This is a genomic window from Pelodictyon phaeoclathratiforme BU-1 (genome assembly GCF_000020645.1).
In the GTDB taxonomy this organism is placed as follows: domain Bacteria; phylum Bacteroidota; class Chlorobiia; order Chlorobiales; family Chlorobiaceae; genus Chlorobium; species Chlorobium phaeoclathratiforme.
On record NC_011060.1, the window covers coordinates 1,352,985 to 1,371,419 of the forward strand.

The window sequence follows — 18,435 nt, forward strand, 5'->3', positions numbered from 1 at the left end:
GGAGTGTTCACGGTGACTTTCGGTAACGCGAAATCATGAAATAAGTTATCTTAACAGCACGCATATTGTATGGAACGAACCATCACACCGAATATTTATTATGTCACTGGCGGGGCGCGGAGCGGTAAAAGCTCGTTTGCCTTGCAGCTTGCAAAGCCTTACTACAGTCGCGTTTTTCTTGCGACGGCGGAGCCCTTTGACGGGGAGATGGTACAGCGTATCAGTAAGCATCGGGAGGAGCGGGGTGAGCAGTTCACAACGGTTGAGGAGCCGCTTGCTCTTGATCGTGCCCTCCTGCACCTGCCGGAAGGTACTGATGTGGTGCTGCTCGATTGCCTGACCGTCTGGACCGGAAACCTGATGCACTACGGCGAGGGGAAGGGAGAGGGGGAGATTGACCAGCAGATTGAGCGCTTTCTTGAGGTATTGCGTCATCCTCCCTGCGATATGATTCTTGTTTCCAATGAGGTGGGGATGGGCATTGTGCCGGAGAATGCCATGGCCAGAAGGTTTCGCGATATTGCCGGTATCATCAACCAGCGGGTTGCCGCACTCGCAACGGAGGCTTGGCTGCTTTGCAGTGGTCTGCCGATTCGGCTGAAATAACCTCGAAAATGTATTGAGTAACCAATTAATAGAGTAATGAGAGAATCTATCATGCCTGAAAAGTTGCAGTTATTGCTGGATCGAATTAAACCTGCCTCCCGGTCGCTGAGTGATGCGGCCCGAGCCCATCTTGATGATTTGACCAAACCGCAGGGGAGTCTTGGCCGTTTGGAGGAGATTGCTCTTAAATATGTTCTGGCGACCGGCAACCTGAGCCCGTTGCTTTCAAAAAAGAAAATCTGCTGTTTTGCCGCCGATCATGGTGTGGCGGCTGAAGGGGTTTCGGCTTTTCCGGCAGAGGTGACTCCTCAGATGGTTTATAACATGCTCGGTGGCGGAGCGGCCATTAATGTGCTGACGCGTCATGCGGGTGTTGACCTCGATGTGGTGGATATGGGTGTGAACCATGATTTTCCTGATCTGGCAGGGCTCGTCAAAAGAAAGGTGCAGCCGGGAAGCGCCAATATGGCTACCGGCCCCGCCATGAGTGAGGAGGATGCCCTGCAGGCTCTGCTTTGCGGTGCTGAACTGGCGGCTGAAGCCCAGGAGGCGGGCTACCATCTCCTTGGAACCGGTGAGATGGGGATTGCCAATACCACTCCGGCAACGGCGCTCTATGCTGTTTTGCTTGATGTATCGGTTGAGAGCATTACAGGAAGGGGCACCGGTATTGATGATGAGCGCCTGCTCCACAAGATTGCTGTTATCAAACAGGCGATTGCCGTTAATGGCTCCCGCTGCACCACGCCGTTCGCGACGCTTGCCGCGCTTGGTGGTTACGAAATTGCGGCCATTGCCGGATTCATTCTTGGCGCAGCCGCAGCCCGCACTCCTGTGGTTGTTGATGGCTTTATCTCTTCTGCAGGAGCGGTGGTGGCGCTCAAACTCTGCCCGGCAGTTGAAGACTATCTTTTTTTCAGCCATCTCTCCAATGAACAGGGGCACAGGGCAGTTATGGAGAAGCTTGGCGCCCGGCCGATTCTTGATCTTGATCTTCGCCTTGGTGAGGGGACGGGTGCGGCTATTGCTATGCAGCTTATTGAGGGCGCTGTAAAAATTTACAATGAGATGGCCACCTTCAGTGCTGCAAGGGTCAGTGAAAAAAGCGGGGAGTAGGGGATGCTGAGCGGCCTTGTTACAGCGTTGAGAACACTTACCCTCTTTCCTGTTCCCGGAAAGGAGACCGACACCTTCAGCCGCTCGCTTTTCTGGTTTCCTGTTGTGGGGTTGCTGCTTGGATCTATCCAGGCGGCGCTCGGCTATTTTACCTCTCTTCTTGGCTGGAATGAGCTGTCGGCTGCGTTTGTGGTGCTTGGCGGTATTGCGCTTACCAGAGGAATGCATGCCGATGGGCTTGCCGATCTGGCTGATGGTTTCTGGGGGGGCAGGACGAGGGAGTCGGCTCTGCGGATTATGAAGGATCCCAACGTCGGCTCTTTTGGAGCCATCGCTCTCTCCGGCATGATGCTGCTCAAATGGATTGCCATCCTTAAGCTGGTTGATATCGGAGCGTTTGCATGCATTGCTGCAGGGGTACTGCTTGCCCGCTGGGTGCAGGTTCTCCTCGCCTCAGCGCTCCCTTACGCCCGCCGGGAGGGAGGCACGGCGCAATCTTTTGTAAGCGGGGCAGGTGTTGTCCATATCGTGGTTACCTCCGCGCTGACGCTCTTGTTTCTTTTTCCGCTTCTTCATGCCGACCTTTATGCCAACCTTTATGCCGTTGTCGCAATGATAAGCGCCGCACTCGCTGCCGCTTTGTTGACTGGCCTCTTGAGTTACCGCAAAATCGGGGGAGTTACCGGCGATGTGCTTGGGGCAGGAAGTGAGGTGACCGAGTTGTTTGTCTGGATTGCGGCAGCGCTCTCTGCCGCTCTCAAGGCGTAGTCTCTGTTTTGTTGGGGGCGAAACAGTGATCAGTCACGGTTTTCAACCTGAACGATTTTTCTTTCCGGCAGGATCACAGCCGTCAGCCTCCCCATGAGCGGGTTTTTGCTGTAGACGCAACCGGTGTCGATGGCGATCAGCCGTTCAAGCATTACTGGTACAGGAATTGCGGTGTGGCCGCAGACAACGGTTTTTTCCCATTTGTAGTTGTTGCTTTCAAGGAAGGTGGTACGCATGTGCACCCGTTGCCAGCAGAACTCTTCAGGTTTGTAGTAACGGATATTATCTTTGATGGAGAGTTCAGGATCGAGGCCTCCATGGGTAAAGAAATAGTGCTCGGTTTCAATGAAGTGCCGGCAATTACGAATAAAGAGCAGGTGCTCTTCCTCCAGATCGCAGCCGTCGAGGCTGTTGTAGGATGCAAGGGTGGCCTGCCCTCCGTTGCCGAGCCAGTTGTCTGAGCTGCAGTTGTCGAGATAATCAAGAAACATCAACTCATGATTGCCCATAAGGAAATGGCAGGAGTACCTGCTGCTGAGTTCGATGAGAAAGTCAATTACCTCTTTTGAGTGATTACCACGGTCAATCATATCGCCTAAAAAAAGAAGCTGATCTTCAGCTTCAGGCTTAATCTGCCGGATCAGTTTTTTGAGGGGATGGAGGCAGCCGTGGATATCTCCGATAGCGATGATCCGACGGGTTTCTGATAACAAAGGTTGCATTGCGGTAGTAACATATTCTGTATTGCAACAATATCCATGCTTTCAAGCAGGATTGCCGATGCAACTCTTCTGGTTTCTGCTGTTTTGTTGATTGAAAATGGTGGTGAGTCTGCGCTATTTAAAATATTTCATTTCAACCGTCACCTCAAGCTCCTTGGTGTCGAGCGTAAAAACGGAATCGTTGAATTTAGGTCCGCCCATTCCAATTTTCGGGTTGTTTGAAACCCCGACACCCTCTTTTGGTATCCCGATAAAGTTGGTATCAAGTTTTCCATTATTGTTTTCGTCGTGCATGATGCTGACGGCGTAACTACCGTAAGGAAGATCTTCGAAGACAACGGTTTCGGTAGTGCCGGAGATTTTTTTCAGTTCCGAGGTATAAGCTTGCTCATGTTTGCCGGGAAACCCTTTTTTTGAGTTGTAGAGTGAAACGCCAAGCATGCCCTTAAGGTGCTTTAACTCTATGATGTGTACCGTGATTTTTCCGGTTTGGGCGGCTGTTGTTTTGTTGATTTCATCGGCGGACAGAGTTGCGGTACCTATAAAAAAGAGTACAACAAAAAAGAAAATGTTCTTCATAGCGAGAAGGAGATACGTTTCACAGGGTTTCATCAAGAGCATGATCACTCAACATTGCGACTTCACTCACGTTGTGAGTATTGACCCAATATCGGTAATCATGGCATCAGGTACAAGCAGATAACATGGATAGAGCGTGATAACCGGTTTCGATGCTGCTGTTTTCGTTTATATCTTGTAAACATTGCGAATTAAAGCTAAATAGCTCTATCAGCAACCCGGATGTGTTGATGACAGAGTTTCCATCTCCCATTGTAACTGTGGTGATGCTGGACTGTCTGAGAAAAAACAGTGTTTGAAATACGGGAAACCGCGATGAAAAAAAGCCAAGCCACCGTGACGGATATTTCTGAATTGCGATGTCGGGCAGAGGATCATCTTCGAAAAAGCCAGCCTGGTGAGCAGGGTTTTTCCCTGTCGCAGGGTGATATGCATCGGATGATCCATGAGTTGTCGGTTCATCAGATTGAACTTCAAATGCAGCAGGAGGAGCTGCTTCAGTCGAAGGATGAGCTGGAAGATGCTCTTGCACGCTATACCAGGCTTTACGATTTCGCTCCTGTGGGCTATCTGACGCTTGCTGTCGATGGCACCATTCTTGATGCTAATCTTACGGCAACAACGATGTTTGGTGTGGATCGCTCCTTGTTGAAGGGCTCCTGTATGGCGCTCTTTGTCGCTCCTGAAGAGATGAGGGTTTTTAAAGCGCTGATGGAGAGGGTTTTCAGCCATCAGGCGCAAGGCTCTTGTGATCTTACGCTTTGTTACGAGAGTCTCTCTGCGACTTTGCGATGTACCGTGCATATTGATGCTGTCATTCAGGATGATGGCCAGTCATGCTGCATGGCGCTTTCTGATGTCACCCGCCAGAAGCGGATTGAGAGAGAGCATGCGGCGATTCAGATAACTTTGGTTCAGGCTCAGAAGATGGAGTCAATCGGGAGGCTTGCGGGTGGTGTTGCGCATGATATGAACAATATGCTGCAGGTGCAGCTTGGTAATATCGAGTATTTACTCTCAATGGGGGAGCTTTCGGAGAGTGTGCGGCTGACCCTTTCCGATCTTCAGAATTCCGTCATGAGATCTGCAGGGATTGTTCGTCAACTGCTTGCCTTTGCCCGAAAGCAGATAATCCATCCGAAGGTGCTCGATTTCAATGCTGCGATAACTACTATTCTGAGAATGCTTGGACACATTCTTGGTGAGCATATCAAGCTGATCTTTGCTCCAGGAACTCTTCTCTGGTCAGTGAAGATAGATGCCGTGCAAATAGATCAGATAATGACCAATCTTGCTCTCAATGCAAGGGATGCCATCAAGGTGAACGGTACCCTTTTTATTGTGACCCGCAATGTTGTTGTTGAAGCTGATTTCTGTCACGATCATTCTGAACTGATTCCTGGCGATTACGTCTTGCTTGAGGTCCGGGATGATGGCTTCGGGATGGAGAAGGAGGTTCTCGATTATGTTTTTGAGCCCTATTTTACCACCAAATTCATGGGTGATGGCGCGGGTCTTGGGCTTGCAATGGTTTATGGCATCGTACAACAGAACCATGGAGCGATTTTTGCCTCCAGCATAAAAGGCACAGGGACGACATTCGCGATCTATTTGCCCCGTGTCCCGGCTTGCCCGCAAATCTGATGAACTTTTGGATGCCATCGCTCCATAGTGGACAAGGGGTTATCGAAGCTCTGCTGACGGAGCTGGGCTCCCTTTGCTGGCAACACACTCCTTGTTGCGTAACAACCCTTTTGGCAAAGAGCTGATATAGCCCGGACACGTCAGTTTGTCACATGCTGTTTTATTGTCAGACCAGAAGAGATGCCCGGTTATATCGACCTTGGCAGCAATCATGGTTTGTTCCGGTGTGTCAAGGTAGCCCACATCTCCCTGCTGCAGAATATAAGCCACTTTACCTCCGCCGTATGTATCGCCGATAATGAGCGGCGCTGCGGATGAGAGGGAAGAGCATCCTGCAAGAGCGGTACCAGTGAAAAGGAGCACTTTCAGATACCTTGATGCGCCTGTTGTTTCGAAGGGTTTCATGATGCTATACGTTAATTTTGTTCTGTTACCGTCAACAGTTTGCCTGTTATTCGATTATCGTTTAATCGAGCGGATGTCGATGGCCCGTTTTTCCGTTGCATCAGCATCGCTTTTGCGCCCGGTATGCGAATAGATGACCGCTAAATTTTCAAGGAGTGTTGCAACATTTGGGTGAATCAGTCCAAGATTTTTTTCGATGATTGCCAGTGAACGCAACGATAACGGTTCGGCCTCTTTATACTGCCCCTGGGCTACATAAATCACCGCCAGGTTATTCAAACTCACGGCTACATTGGTGTGATAGGGGCCAAACGTTTTCTCCCAGATTGCAAGCGAACGGTTCAGAAGAGGTGTTGCTTCATGGTATTTACCCTGATCATTGTAGAGTAAGGCCAGGTTATTAAGGCTTAATGCCACATCAGGGTGAAGGGAGCCAAACAGTTTTTCCCGGATGGCGAGCGCTCGCCTGAAAAGTGGCTCAGCTTCGCTGTACTTTTTCTCGGTAAGAAACAGTTGCGCCAGATTATCAAGACTCAGGGCAACATCAGGTGAATCGGAGACAAAGGCGTGTTCAAAAATCGCAAGCGTACGCTTGTAAAGCGGTTCAACCTCTTTGTACCGACCCTGGGCATAATAGAGCGCAGCAATGTTGTTGATGCTGAAGGCAAGATCGGGAGAATCAGAACCAAGGGCTTTTTCAAAGATGAGCTGTGCTCGTATAAAGAGCGGTTCGGCCAGTGTATATTGAGCCTGGGCATAATAAAGGGAGGCCAGGTTATTCAGCTTCACTGCTACATCAGGATGGTCGGGGCCGAGGATTTTTTCCTGCATGGCCAGCGCCCGTTTCATCAGTGGCAGTGCTGTGGCGTATTTTTCCTGAACCCTGTACAGTGTGGCCAGGTTGTTCAGGCTCCTGGCAACATCGGGGTGCTCAAGGCCAAAGCTCTTCTCCCTGATTTCAAGTGCACGCAGGTAGAGGGGCTCTGCTTCCTGGTATCTCCCCTGGGTTTTGTAGAGCTCAGCCAGGTTGTTCAGAATCTGGGCTACACGGGGGTGCTCCTTGCCGAATGTTTTCTCATGGATAGTGAGCGCCCGCAGGTAGAGCGGTTCGGCCTCCTGATATCTGGCCTGGAGTGCGTAAAATCCAGCCAGATTGTTCAGGCATGTAGCGATATCGGGCTGATCGGATCCAAAAACCTTCTCCCGGATGGCGAGCGCCCGTTTGGAGAGCGCTTCAATTTCTGCATATCTCCCCTCTGCCGAGTACAGCCCGGCAAGACTGTTCAGGCTGATGGATACCTTGGAATGAAAAGGGCCAAAAACCTTCTCCCGGATCGCCAACGAACGTTTGAAGAGTGGCTCAGCCTCTTTGTACCGCCCCTGCATTTTATACAGCTCTCCAAGGTTATTAAGACTTGTTGCAATATCGGGGTCATCCGGATAAAGAGCCTTCTCCCGAATGGCGAGTGCCTGCAGGTAGAGCGATTCGGCTTCTGCATAGCGCCCCTCGACAAAGTAGAGTCCTGCCAGATTGTTGATACTTGTTGCCAGATGAGGATCAAACGGGTCAAGGTTTTTTTCTCGGATGGCCAGTGCCCGGAGATACAGCGGCTCGGCTTCACTGAATTTCCCCTGAATTTGATAGAGTTCACCCAGGTTGTTCAGAGGCCTGACGACATCAGGGTGATTCTGGCCGAGCAGACGTTCATCAATCTGGAGTGCACGTTTAAAGAGCTGCTCCGATTCTGCATACCGACCCTGGGCAAAGTATAATCTTCCGAGGTTGTTCAGACTCATGGCTACATCAGGATGATCTTTGCCAAGGAGTCTCTCACGGATGGCAAGTGAGCGGAGAGAGAGCGATGTTGCCACGCTATATTTGTCGAGAGTACCATAATACTCAGCCAGGTTGTTCAGGCTTACGGCAACATCAAGGTGATTGTCTCCAAAGATTTTTCCCCTGATGGCCAGCGCCCGCTTGAAGAGCGGTTCGGCCTCGGTGTATCGTCCCTGAACCTTATACAACTCAGCGATATTGTTCAGGCTGGTTGCCAGATCAGGATGGTTGCTGTCGAGGATTTTTTCACGGATGGCGAGCGCACGCCTGAAAAGTGGTTCAGCTTCGGCATAGAGCCCTTGAGCATAGTACAAGCCGGCAATATTGTTCAGGTTCAGTGCCAGATCGGCAGAATTCACTTCGCTGTTTTTCTCTGCATTCTCCAGATCTTTCTCTGCGATGATTTTGATACGCTTGACCCGGTAAAGTTCATCAACATCCCTGTTGACTGCTGCCCGAAGAGTCTCTCTGCCCTGAATCCCCGCACAGGCGAGAGCAACAAAGAGAAAAAGTATTCTATAAACGGATCTCATCGGACACCTGCTGGCTGCGGACGTAAAAAAAAATATTCACCGAGCTACTCTTCTTGTCTTATATAACCCTGTAATACAAAGTACAGATGTAATACATAAAATGCAAACAGGCAGAGATAATAGCTCTTCAGAGAAAACATTTCGGTTCACTTGCGTATCTTTTATCCGCAGGGGAAAAACAAAAATCTTTATGGTGCATGACCTTTTATCGCTCATCAACAATGCCTTCTGTTCTTGAAAATGTCTCTCTTGGGAAGAGGGGTTATTACGGAATTGGGGGTAAGGCCCGTTTTTTTGCCCAGCCTGGCAGTCCGGCGGAACTTGCAGATCTGCTGCACTGGTGCCTTGATCAACAACTTTCTCTTGCCCTTATGGGGAGTGGGAGCAACATCCTTTTTTCTGATAATGAGTTCCCCGGTATGGTGATCTCTCTGGGCGGGATGCAGCGACTTTTCTGGCTTTCGGATGATGAGTTGTTCTGCGAGGCCGGTGTGGAGAACAGCCGGATTGCTGAAGAGCTGTTACTGTCTGGCAGGGATGGGGGAGAGTGGCTGTATCGGCTTCCCGGCCAGATTGGGGCTACAGTGAGGATGAATGCCCGCTGTTTCGGGGGAGAGGTCTCTGCAATTACGGCCGCTATCCAGACGATCTCTCTTGAGGGTTGTCTGCGCTGGCAGTTGCCTGATGAGGTCTTTTATGGATACAAGCAGACCTCTTTGATGGAGAAGCCGGAAATTGTGGTTGCCGTCCTCTTGCGTTTTCCTCAAATCAGACCAGTGGAGGAGATCAGCCGCTTGATGCAGGGATATGAGGAGGAGCGTTCTGCAAAGCACCATTTCGATTTTCCAAGTTGCGGTTCGACCTTTAAAAACAATTATGCTCTTGGTCGTTCAAGCGGTACTATCTTCGATGAGCTTGGTTTCAAGGGTCAGTCGGAGGGTGGCGCGATGGTGAGCAAGCACCATGCCAATTTTATCTATAACAGGGGAGGGGCAACTGCCGGTGACGTCCTGAGGCTTGCCGGACGCATGAAAGATGCGGCCTTGGAGCAGGTTGGGGCCAAACTCGATCTTGAGGTTGAGTGCATCGGGTTGTTTGATGCGGATCTGCTTGGATCGTGTGGTGTCCGGTTTGTGCCTGATCGTCGTGATTCTTCAAAGGGGTGGGCTGGTCTTTTATGGAATCCGCAGGAAGAGGAGTTGGTTTCCCTTCCGGATCCACTTTTTCCCCGCACGCTTATGCATGGGCCTCTTGTTGGTTATTCCGGTCTCGACAGGGAGTTTCCGGCCTCAGTGTTTGTCTCTGTTGAGCAACTGCTTTCGCTTCAGGATGCCGCCGCCGATCCTGCAGCGCCTTTTCTTCGCTGGACAACTCTTGGCAAGTATGAAGCTCTTTTTGTAGTAAAACCGCCATCTGTCATTCCGGCTGGAAGTTTTACCGACGGACTGTGGCACTACAGTGTTTCCGAACTTTTTATCGCTTCCGGGGATCCTGCTGGAGGCTATCTTGAGTTTGAAATGACTCCTGACGCCCACTGGGTTGCGCTTCGTTTCGAGGCGCCAAGAAAAAGGGAGAGAGGCTGTGAAGTGCTTTCACCGGAGCCATGGGAAAAACAGGTGCGCATGGTGCAGGGTGAGGGGCAGTTTGGGATGGAGTTGTCGTGGGAATTGATTGAGCCTTTTGTTACAGGGGAGCTTCTTCTGCTGCAATGTTGTGCATCTTCAGGAAAAGGGGAGTATGCCCTATTTCCCTGGTGGCAGCATCCCTCATTACCGGCTGATTTTCACCAGCCGGCTCATTTTTTCAGGATTCGTCTTGTTTGAATTCCCTGAACAGAGGAGTTACAAATCGGCTGCTGGCATTCGGGAAACTTCCGCTGCCGTAAAGACCGGTCCCTCCTTGCAGACATAGACCGAGCCTACATTGCATCGTCCGCATTTGCCAACTCCGCATTTCATGCGATTTTCAAGTGTTGTATAGACGTTTGCTTCATCAAAGCCAAGCTTTTTGAGCGAGATCAGGGTGAACTTGATCATGATTGGGGGCCCGCAAATGACGGCTATACAGTTTTCGGGAGAGGGGGCAGCCTCCTCAAGCACGGTAGGCACGAAGCCGACCCGGTGCTTCCAGTCGGGTGATTCTCCACCTGGATCGACGGTAAGGACAAGATCGACATCAGCGCGATTTTCCCACTCTTCCAGTTCATGTTTGTAGACCAGATCGGCGACGGTACGGGCTCCATAGACAATGGTGACATGCCCGAATTTTTCACGTTGGTCGAGGCATGACCAGATGACACTTCGCGTCGGTGGCAGGGCTATACCTCCCGAAATGAAGAGGAGGTTTTTGCCATAGAACTCCTCAATGGGAAAGCGGTTTCCGTAGGGTCCCCGGAAGGTTATGAGGTCACCGATATCAGCATTTGCCAAAACAGATGTTACCCTGCCGGACTGGCGGAAGGTACATTCAATATAGTCGTTGCGGGTTTCAGGGCTTGCGACGCAGAAGGTGCTTTCTCCCTCGCCGTAAATACCGTAGAGTCCGAACATGCCGGTACGGAACGTTTTTTTGAACTGCTCAAGGTCGTCCGGGTTCTGAAATTCAAGCCTCAGGGTTTTCACTCCGGGAGCTTCGTCGTGGCGGGCGACGATTTTCATGATAGCCGGTTTGTAGATGTTCGCTGGTGTGCTTTGGATGGTTTCTGTCACGGCTGTAATTTTGAAATCTCTTGTAAAGTCTCTGTAATTCCCATGTCAACCGGGCACTGGCGTGAACAGCGGCCACATCCGCTGCAACTGTTGACGTTGAATTTGCCGGGAAAATAGTTGAATTTGTGCATGATGCGCTGGCGCCAGCGTGCCGACTGCGTTGAGCGAGGGTTATGGCCAGAGGTGTGCATGGTAAAGAGGGAGAAGGAGCAACTATCCCAGTTTTTTCTTCTGATACCGCTGTAGGTATCCCCCTCGTCCTGAATGTCGAAGCAGTGGCAGGTGGGACAGAGATAGGTACAGGAGGCGCAGCCAATACAGCGCATCGAGATCTCTTTCCAGAATTTGCTGTCGAAGTTTTCAGGGTTTTGCAGCCAGGTAACGCAGGCGTCGAGATTAAATTTTTCGGGCACGACGACGGTCGGAAGCGCTGGTTCTGAGCCCTCCTGGAGATAGTCGGATATTATTGCGAATGCTTCACGACCTCGATCGGTCAGCTCCTCAACCAGCCATCCCCTGTTCCTTTCAAGAGGACGCAGAAGGATGTCGGAGCCTTTTGTGCTGTCTGGCGCCAGTTTGAGCGAGGTGCACATGCAGAAGTCGTCAGCGGTTGTGCATGCAATGGTGACGATAACCGATTCATTGCGTCGCTGAAACCAGTATTCATCCTTGTAGTCCCATCCAAACAGGGGATCGTCAATAGCCAGACCGGAAGCGTCGCAGGCCCTTGCACCGAAGATGATTCTTTTTCCCTGCGGGGGAGTGAAGTCAACCGTGTCGATCTCATTTTTTTTGATGGTGTAACGCACCATTGGTTCCGTCTGCGGAAAAAAAAGTTCCTTGAGTGAGCGGTCGGGCAGCACCATGCCGAAATCGAGCTCTGCGCCGTTTTCAACTGCGGCATATGTTGAAAGAGACTCTCCCCGCACAGGGCCAATGACCTCAAGACCCGCCGAGCGCCATTTTGTGACACAATGGTCAAGTTTATCGCTGAAAAGGATTCTTGTCATACGTGTTGGTTACTTAGAGAATGAATGTCTCGGTGTCGTCCTTTTTGAAACTTGCAAGTACCGGCTCCTGGGTCTGGCTTAACCCTGCAAAATGATCGAATTCCTCCATCACCTCTTTGGCCATTCTTTGGTTGATGAGGCGGAGCGGGATGTTGACGGGGCAGGCGCGGTCGCAGTTGCCGCATTGAACGCATCGTCCGGCAAGGTGAAATGCCCGGACAATATTCCATTCGAAATTGCCGAGGGTATGCGATGAGGTATTGATCCACTGAGGCTGATTGTTGTCAACAATGCATCGGCGGCAGTAGCACATGGGACAAGCCTGGCGGCAGGCATAGCATTTGATGCAGCGTGAAAACTCCTCCTGCCAGAAGTCGAATCGTTCCCGTGTATCCATTTTCCCGATACGCTCAAGAAGAGGCTCTTCAGGTATTTGCCTGGGGTGTTCCTTGCTGTCGCCTATCAGATCGGAGAAGTCGCTGGCATGGCGGCCCTGTAACGGGCTGACCGCTCTGTCGATGGAGTCGAATCCGAGGATAACGACCTGGTCGGCATTGAGTTGTGATTCTGCGGCGAGGATATTGATGGAGCGAATTCCTTCGGGTCGCAGAAAAATGCCGACCTTTTTTTCATCGCTCAGCAGCCCTTCGGCAACAAGATATCCCGAGAGATTTGTGACGCAGAGACTGTCGAGCACAAGCTGATCAGCCTCTTCAGAGGTGCGGATAAAGAGTGGTCGGCGCCGGTCGGAGGTTGAGCCTGGTTTGTAGCCAATAACCATTTTTACCGTTCCGCTGGCAAGAAGCTCTTTGACTGCGGTTCTGTATTTTTCCTGTGTAATCATTACCTGTTGATTTTAAAGTGTCGCCGGTGATTCACTCTCTTTGATCAATTGGTGATATTGATCAAAAGGGCCAAGAGTACGAATATCTTCCGTGACGCTGTTGATGAGATCGGCAAACTTTCCCCCTTCAGCAGCGCTTATCCATGAATATTTTACCCGTTCCGGCGATATGCCTGCGAAGTCAAGGAGGGCGCGAAAAACAATCCAGCGGCGACGTGCGTGGTAGTTGCCGTGAGTAAAATGGCAGTCACCCGGATGGCAGCCGCTGACAAGTACACCGTCCGCCCCCTTCTGCAGTGCTTTCAGAATAAACATAGGGCTGATTCTTCCTGTACAGGGAAGACGGACAATGCGGACATTGGGTGCGTATTTCAGCCGACTGGTTCCCGCCAGATCAGCTCCGGCATAGGTGCAGTAGGTACAGACAAAAGCAACAATCTTCGGTTCAAATGGTTCACTCATCAGCTTACTCCTGTAGCAGGGTTCTTTTCGTTCACGGTAAAAAACGGGCTTTTCAGAGGCCCATCACTTCAGCAAAGATCTGTTTTTCAGTAAATCCTGCCAGATCGATACTGTTCGAGCGGCAAAAGGTTACACAGGTGCCACAGCCTTGACAGAGGCCGGGATTGATATATGCGACCTGTTTAATAAGTCGACCGGAACGGTCGCGAATATCTTTTTTCTCGATGGCATTGTAGGGACAGGCGAGAACGCAGCCCCAGCATCCGGCGCAGGTTGCCTCGTTGTTCATGGCAATAACCGGTTCGCGCTCAAGCGTCTCCTTGCTGAAGAGGGCGAGTACCTTGCTTGCCGTTGCCGATGCCTGGGCAACCGAGTCGGGAATATCTTTTGGCGACTGGCATGCTCCGGCAAGGAATACGCCAGCCGTGGATGATTCAACAGGGCGGAGCTTGAGATGGGCTTCGTTGTAAAAACCGTATTCGTCATAAGCGATACCGATGATTTTTGCAAACTCTTTGGCATCGGACTGTGGTACCATAGCGGTGGCAAGAACAACCATATCAGCAACGACGGTAACGGGCTTGCCGAGAAGGGTATCGACACCCCGTACCATCAGTTTGCCGTTTTCCTGCCATACTTTGCTCACTCTGCCCCGGATATAGGATGCTTCATCATCTTCAATAGCACGCCGGGTAAATTCATCATAGCCTTTTCCTGCCGCACGGATATCCATATAAAAAATATGGGTTTTTCCCTCATGCGCCTTATGGGCGTAGAGCATGGCATGTTTTGCGGTGTACATGCAGCAGATCTTGGAGCAATAGCGTACCCCTTTTGATGGATCGCGTGACCCTGCACATTGGATAAAAACAACATTTTGCGGCTCCGATCCGTCAGAAGGACGAAGAATTTTTCCGGCAGTAGGGCCGCTTGCTGAAGCGAGGCGTTCAAATTGCAGGCCGGTGATGACGTCCGGAAATTTTCCGTAGCCATACTCGCCGTATACAGCCGTGTTCTGGATCTGGAACCCTGTTGCGACAACAATAGCTCCTATTTCGAGATCTATGAATTCATCCTGCATCTCAAAATCAATCGCATTGATTTGACAGGTTTTCTGGCATACCTTGCATTTACCGTTTTTAAAGAAGATGCAACTTGCCTTGTCAATAACCGGTATGTTCGGAACGGATTGGGCGAAGGGGGTATAAATTGCTGTACGTTTGCCAAGAGCGCAGTCAAATTCACTTGAGATTTTTTTGACCGGGCATTTGGTCATGCACTCACCACAGCCTGTACATTTGTGTATGTCAACATAGCGCGATTTCATGCGGATCCTGACCTTGAAATTGCCGATGTAGCCATCAACACTCTCGACTTCCGCATAGGTAAGAAGTCGAATATTTGGATGTTGGGCGGTCTCAACCATCCGGGGGGTCATAATGCACTGCGAGCAGTCGAGTGTCGGGAAGGTTTCCGACAACTGGGCCATGTGACCGCCAAGTGAGGGTTCACGCTCGACAAGCACAACTTCCTGGCCGGCATTGGCAATATCAAGCGCAGCCTGGAGTCCCGCGATACCTCCTCCGATGACCAGAGCCCTGCGGGTTACCGGTACCTCAATAGGCTGGAGTTTGTTGTTGCGCTTTACCTTTTCGACCATTGAACGGGTGATGTCCATGGCTTTTTCAGTTGCCATATTCACGTCGGTATGCACCCATGAACATTGTTCCCGAATGTTGGCGATTTCACAGAGATAGGGGTTCAGACCCGCTTCAGCACATGCCTTGCGGAAGGTGGCTTCATGCATTCTCGGTGAACAGGCAGCAATGACTATCCCGGTAAGGTTATTATCGCGAATCGCTTTTTTGACGCTTTCCTGGCCAGGATCCGAGCAGAAATATTTGTATTCGACAGAGACCGCAACACCAGGGTGTTCCCCCATGGCGGCAGCCAGCCTGGTACAATCAACCTTGGCTGCGACATTTTCGCCGCAGTGACAAATGAATACTCCAATTTTTGCCATTAATTCAATCTTTTAGTATGAAGCCGCCAGGCTGAACGGTGTGTATGGAATTCTACCGAAACCGTCTCCCCCTTGATATTTGTTCAACGTCCTGATCGTAGCCTAACGTTTCGATACAAGGTCGAGTGCAGGAACAAAATGCTCTCCTACAGCAACTTCCGAAGGGTCGGCGCCGCAGGCGATGGCGACAAGCTCTGAAATATAGTAAACCGGCATCTCCTTGACATCTCCGAATCGTTTTCTCATGCTTCCCTGGCGCATATCAAGGTTAGCCTGGCAGAGGGGACAGGCGACGACAAAGGCTTCTGCGCCATTGTCTGCAGCATTTTTTGCAATGGTGTGCGTGAGTTCTTCGATAAGCGGTTGCTGTGCAAGTGTGAGGCCCGCTCCACAGCACTCAATTTTGAATGCCCAGTTGACGGGTGTTGCTCCAAGTGCGGTCATGATTGCCTCCATCTTGAGCGGGTTTTCCGGATCATCAAAACCCATATCCTCCATTGGACGAATCAGCAGGCAGCCATAATAGCAGGCAAGATTAAGACCGGTAAGAGGCTTTTTGACCCTTTTTTTGATCTCTTCCGGATCCATGGCTTCAAGAAGCTGGGTAACACCGATAAATTCAGCTTTGCAGGTGAGCTCTATGCCGGTAATTGTCTGAACATCCTCCCGTAGCTCAGGAGAATCCATAAGAGTTTTCCGGGTGGTAACCTGACGGTTCTGACAGGCGGCACAGGGCGCCAGGACCAGTTCCAGTCCTTGTGCGTCGGCCAGAGCCTGGTTTCTGGCGGGCAGAAGAACAGCAAGCTTGTGGTTGGTGGCGTGTGCCGATGTTGCGCCGCAGCAGTTCCAGTCCTCAATTTCCTGTAGTTTAAGATCAAGCAGGGAACACATTTTTCTGACCGAAATATCAAATTCCCGAGCTGTGCCGCTAAGCGAGCATCCAGGATAATATCCGATGGTCATGCCAGGCTTGATGGAAAATGGCGCTCTCGGGATGAACTCTTTTTTTATCGGACGTCGTTTCGGAACCCTCAGATGCGACTCTTTTACTGAAGCTTCAAAAATTCTGGCGATCTGCTCTTTTCCCTTTACCGACCCTTTTCCTGTCAGGGTGTGTAAAGGTTTTATCTTCCCGTTCATGATCATCTTGACGCCTGACTGGGCATCCTGAAGAAAGCTTCTGGTGCGGAGCTTGTAACTGTTGACGAGTGAGAGTTCCTCCAGACGTCCGTGTTTGCGTACGTTATTGAGGAAGGAGGTGTGAAAGGCGTTGACCAGCTTTTTTGCCCGGTTTTCTGAAACAATATCCTTCTCAAGTGCAAGAGCCCTGAGTGAGTCCATGGTTGCCGCAATATCCATGTTCTGCGGACAGCGGGCCGTACAGGTCATACAGCCGACACAGAACCAGAGCGCATCGCTTTTCATGGCATCTTCTATATAGTTCGCCTGAACCAGACGCATGATTCTTGCCGGAGGATTGTCCATGAAGGCTCCGGCAGGACAGCCAGCAGTACATTTTCCGCACTGATAGCAGCAGTTATAATCATTTCCTGTGGACTCTTCAAGCTGGTGCTTAAGGCTGTCCATTACTGTCATCTTGATTTTTGACACGAGGTATAGGTTGCTTTACGTGGAGCGGGAAGTGAACTGAAACAACGGGGTATGTTAAGGAAAATTACATTAATGTCAAATAATTCAACGAGCCAAATTATTTTCGGCACGACAAACAGTATAATACCTGCAAAAGAGCTCAGGAGAGAGCCGATTACAAGGAACATCACCCAGCATTAAAGCATTCAATGTGCGGTCTGTAATTCACCAATTTCGTGCAGCAGGGAGCGGGAAAAGATCAGGAAGGCTATGGATATGATACTCTTTTTGCTTATGATGCGATGGCTTTTCATTTTTGTATCATGAATCATTTTTTCATTACAAGACCATGTTTGATGAAATAGAGTTTGACAAGATCAAGCGTCTTCCCAAGTATGTTTTTGCTGCAGTCAATGAGCTGAAAATGGCTGAACGCCGCGCAGGAGAGGATGTTATTGATTTCTCAATGGGTAATCCTGATGGCCCGACCCCCCAGCATATTGTCGATAAACTGATTGAAAGCATCAATAAACCCAGAACGCACGGTTATTCTGTTTCAAAGGGGATCTACAAGCTTCGTGGTGCAGTTGGAACCTGGTACCAGCGCAAATATAATGTCGATCTGGATCTGGATCGAGAGGTTGTTGCAACGATGGGTTCAAAAGAGGGCTATGTCCACCTTGTGCAGGCCATCACCAACCCCGGCGATCTTGCAATGGTTCCTGATCCTTGTTATCCCATCCACTCACAGGCATTCATTCTTGCCGGTGGCAATGTTCACCGCCTGAAACTTGAACTGAACGACGACTTTACCCTTGATGAAGAGGGCTTTTTCCACAATATTGAAAAAGCATTACGGGAATCTTCACCAAAACCCAAGTACCTCGTTGTCAATTTCCCTAACAATCCTACCACGGCAACCGTGGAGCTTCCCTTTTATGAGAAGCTGGTTGATATTGCCCGTCAGGAGCGTTTTTACATCATCAGTGATATTGCCTATGCCGAGCTTACCTATGACGGCTATGTGACTCCATCCATCCTGCAGGTTCCCGGCGCAAAGGATGTTGCGGTCGAAAGCTACACCCTCTCAAAAACCTACAACATGGCAGGGTGGCGTGTGGGCTTTATGGTCGGCAACGCCAAATTGATCGGCGCACTTGAAAAAATCAAGAGCTGGCTCGATTATGGCACCTTTACGCCTATTCAGGTTGCCTCCACTATCGCCCTTACCGAGGATCAGAGCTGCGTTGAGGAAATCTGCGAGGTCTATCGCAAACGGCGCGATGTCATGGTTAAAAGTTTTATCAATGCCGGATGGCCGGTTGTATCCCCCAGGGCAAGCATGTTTGTCTGGGCCCGGATTCCAGAACCATTCCGCTCCATGGGAAGCCTTGAGTTCAGCAAAAAGCTGCTGAGCGAAGCCAAGGTTGCCGTAAGCCCCGGCATAGGCTTTGGCGCCTATGGTGACGACTATGTGCGTATTGCCATGATCGAGAACGAAGAGCGCATCCGCCAGGCCGCCCGTAATATCCGCAAATTTTTGCGGGAATAATTGTTGTGGGGTATGTGTTACGCCGTTTCAGGGTGC

Annotated in this window: 16 protein-coding genes; 6 read left to right on the forward strand and 10 right to left on the reverse strand. The window is 50.5% G+C overall.

The window, feature by feature from the left end:
• Nucleotides 1-69: 69 nt before the first annotated feature.
• The 3 genes from cobU to cobS are packed head-to-tail and all read left to right on the forward strand — an operon-like array spanning nucleotide 70 to nucleotide 2,490.
• Nucleotides 70-606, forward strand: coding sequence for a bifunctional adenosylcobinamide kinase/adenosylcobinamide-phosphate guanylyltransferase (gene cobU, locus PPHA_RS06435; protein WP_012508049.1), 537 nt, complete (start codon nucleotides 70-72; stop codon nucleotides 604-606).
• Between the two features lie 51 nt (nucleotides 607-657).
• Complete coding sequence (gene cobT, locus PPHA_RS06440; RefSeq protein ID WP_012508050.1) at nucleotides 658-1,722, forward strand: nicotinate-nucleotide--dimethylbenzimidazole phosphoribosyltransferase; 1,065 nt, start codon at nucleotides 658-660, stop codon at nucleotides 1,720-1,722.
• Nucleotides 1,723-1,725: 3 nt separating this feature from the next.
• Entirely contained in the window at nucleotides 1,726-2,490 is a 765-nt protein-coding gene (gene cobS / locus PPHA_RS06445) for an adenosylcobinamide-GDP ribazoletransferase (RefSeq protein WP_012508051.1), read from the forward strand.
• 29 nt (nucleotides 2,491-2,519) lie between these two features.
• Here the strand turns inward: cobS and PPHA_RS06450 are convergent, their stop codons facing one another.
• Together PPHA_RS06450 and PPHA_RS06455 are read right to left on the reverse strand one after the other, a co-directional pair.
• Nucleotides 2,520-3,212 (reverse strand): metallophosphoesterase family protein, encoded by a 693-nt coding sequence (locus PPHA_RS06450; RefSeq protein ID WP_012508052.1) that lies wholly within the window; start codon nucleotides 3,210-3,212, stop codon nucleotides 2,520-2,522.
• A gap of 114 nt (nucleotides 3,213-3,326) precedes the next feature.
• Nucleotides 3,327-3,791, reverse strand: coding sequence for a DUF2141 domain-containing protein (locus PPHA_RS06455; RefSeq protein WP_041526742.1), 465 nt, complete (start codon nucleotides 3,789-3,791; stop codon nucleotides 3,327-3,329).
• 315 nt (nucleotides 3,792-4,106) lie between these two features.
• On the opposite strand from PPHA_RS06455, the gene PPHA_RS14575 reads away from it, so the two are divergent.
• Nucleotides 4,107-5,435, forward strand: a complete 1,329-nt coding sequence (locus PPHA_RS14575; RefSeq protein WP_012508054.1) for a two-component system sensor histidine kinase NtrB — start codon at nucleotides 4,107-4,109, stop codon at nucleotides 5,433-5,435.
• A 39-nt stretch (nucleotides 5,436-5,474) separates the two neighbouring features.
• On the opposite strand, the gene PPHA_RS06465 is transcribed toward PPHA_RS14575, so the two are convergent.
• Together PPHA_RS06465 and PPHA_RS06470 are read right to left on the reverse strand one after the other, a co-directional pair.
• Complete coding sequence (locus PPHA_RS06465; RefSeq protein WP_012508055.1) at nucleotides 5,475-5,840, reverse strand: hypothetical protein; 366 nt, start codon at nucleotides 5,838-5,840, stop codon at nucleotides 5,475-5,477.
• Nucleotides 5,841-5,894: 54 nt separating this feature from the next.
• Nucleotides 5,895-8,210: a tetratricopeptide repeat protein gene (locus PPHA_RS06470; RefSeq protein WP_012508056.1), complete on the reverse strand. Its 2,316-nt coding sequence runs from the start codon at nucleotides 8,208-8,210 to the stop codon at nucleotides 5,895-5,897.
• A gap of 197 nt (nucleotides 8,211-8,407) precedes the next feature.
• Between PPHA_RS06470 and murB the strand changes: the two genes are divergently transcribed.
• Nucleotides 8,408-10,033, forward strand: a complete 1,626-nt coding sequence (murB, locus tag PPHA_RS06475) for a UDP-N-acetylmuramate dehydrogenase (RefSeq protein WP_223294000.1) — start codon at nucleotides 8,408-8,410, stop codon at nucleotides 10,031-10,033.
• An 18-nt stretch (nucleotides 10,034-10,051) separates the two neighbouring features.
• Here murB and PPHA_RS06480 read toward each other — a convergent pair whose 3' ends face one another.
• From PPHA_RS06480 to PPHA_RS06505, 6 genes are all read right to left on the reverse strand, one after another.
• Nucleotides 10,052-10,867 (reverse strand): FAD/NAD(P)-binding protein, encoded by an 816-nt coding sequence (locus PPHA_RS06480; RefSeq protein WP_012508058.1) that lies wholly within the window; start codon nucleotides 10,865-10,867, stop codon nucleotides 10,052-10,054.
• Nucleotides 10,868-10,914: 47 nt separating this feature from the next.
• Complete coding sequence (locus PPHA_RS06485; RefSeq protein ID WP_012508059.1) at nucleotides 10,915-11,928, reverse strand: 4Fe-4S dicluster domain-containing protein; 1,014 nt, start codon at nucleotides 11,926-11,928, stop codon at nucleotides 10,915-10,917.
• A gap of 13 nt (nucleotides 11,929-11,941) precedes the next feature.
• Nucleotides 11,942-12,772: a 4Fe-4S dicluster domain-containing protein gene (locus PPHA_RS06490; RefSeq protein ID WP_012508060.1), complete on the reverse strand. Its 831-nt coding sequence runs from the start codon at nucleotides 12,770-12,772 to the stop codon at nucleotides 11,942-11,944.
• Between the two features lie 12 nt (nucleotides 12,773-12,784).
• A complete protein-coding gene (locus PPHA_RS06495) occupies nucleotides 12,785-13,234 on the reverse strand; it encodes a hydrogenase iron-sulfur subunit (RefSeq protein WP_012508061.1) in 450 nt (149 codons plus the stop codon).
• A gap of 52 nt (nucleotides 13,235-13,286) precedes the next feature.
• A complete protein-coding gene (locus tag PPHA_RS06500; protein ID WP_012508062.1) occupies nucleotides 13,287-15,257 on the reverse strand; it encodes a CoB--CoM heterodisulfide reductase iron-sulfur subunit A family protein in 1,971 nt (656 codons plus the stop codon).
• Between the two features lie 102 nt (nucleotides 15,258-15,359).
• Complete coding sequence (locus tag PPHA_RS06505; RefSeq protein ID WP_012508063.1) at nucleotides 15,360-16,853, reverse strand: heterodisulfide reductase-related iron-sulfur binding cluster; 1,494 nt, start codon at nucleotides 16,851-16,853, stop codon at nucleotides 15,360-15,362.
• Nucleotides 16,854-17,196: 343 nt separating this feature from the next.
• Here PPHA_RS06505 and PPHA_RS06510 point away from each other — a divergent pair, with 343 nt between their 5' ends.
• Nucleotides 17,197-18,399, forward strand: a complete 1,203-nt coding sequence (locus tag PPHA_RS06510; protein WP_012508064.1) for an LL-diaminopimelate aminotransferase — start codon at nucleotides 17,197-17,199, stop codon at nucleotides 18,397-18,399.
• Nucleotides 18,400-18,435: the final 36 nt, after the last annotated feature.

Coding starts and splice junctions, on each gene's coding strand:
- cobU (WP_012508049.1), top strand. CDS start 70: ATGGAACGAACCATCACACCGAATATTTATTATGTCACTGGCGGGGCG.
- cobT (WP_012508050.1), top strand. CDS start 658: ATGCCTGAAAAGTTGCAGTTATTGCTGGATCGAATTAAACCTGCCTCC.
- cobS (WP_012508051.1), top strand. CDS start 1,726: ATGCTGAGCGGCCTTGTTACAGCGTTGAGAACACTTACCCTCTTTCCT.
- PPHA_RS06450 (WP_012508052.1), bottom strand. CDS start 3,212: ATGCAACCTTTGTTATCAGAAACCCGTCGGATCATCGCTATCGGAGAT.
- PPHA_RS06455 (WP_041526742.1), bottom strand. CDS start 3,791: ATGAAGAACATTTTCTTTTTTGTTGTACTCTTTTTTATAGGTACCGCA.
- PPHA_RS14575 (WP_012508054.1), top strand. CDS start 4,107: ATGAAAAAAAGCCAAGCCACCGTGACGGATATTTCTGAATTGCGATGT.
- PPHA_RS06465 (WP_012508055.1), bottom strand. CDS start 5,840: ATGAAACCCTTCGAAACAACAGGCGCATCAAGGTATCTGAAAGTGCTC.
- PPHA_RS06470 (WP_012508056.1), bottom strand. CDS start 8,210: ATGAGATCCGTTTATAGAATACTTTTTCTCTTTGTTGCTCTCGCCTGT.
- murB (WP_223294000.1), top strand. CDS start 8,408: ATGACCTTTTATCGCTCATCAACAATGCCTTCTGTTCTTGAAAATGTC.
- PPHA_RS06480 (WP_012508058.1), bottom strand. CDS start 10,867: ATGAAAATCGTCGCCCGCCACGACGAAGCTCCCGGAGTGAAAACCCTG.
- PPHA_RS06485 (WP_012508059.1), bottom strand. CDS start 11,928: ATGACAAGAATCCTTTTCAGCGATAAACTTGACCATTGTGTCACAAAA.
- PPHA_RS06490 (WP_012508060.1), bottom strand. CDS start 12,772: ATGATTACACAGGAAAAATACAGAACCGCAGTCAAAGAGCTTCTTGCC.
- PPHA_RS06495 (WP_012508061.1), bottom strand. CDS start 13,234: ATGAGTGAACCATTTGAACCGAAGATTGTTGCTTTTGTCTGTACCTAC.
- PPHA_RS06500 (WP_012508062.1), bottom strand. CDS start 15,257: ATGGCAAAAATTGGAGTATTCATTTGTCACTGCGGCGAAAATGTCGCA.
- PPHA_RS06505 (WP_012508063.1), bottom strand. CDS start 16,853: ATGACAGTAATGGACAGCCTTAAGCACCAGCTTGAAGAGTCCACAGGA.
- PPHA_RS06510 (WP_012508064.1), top strand. CDS start 17,197: ATGTTTGATGAAATAGAGTTTGACAAGATCAAGCGTCTTCCCAAGTAT.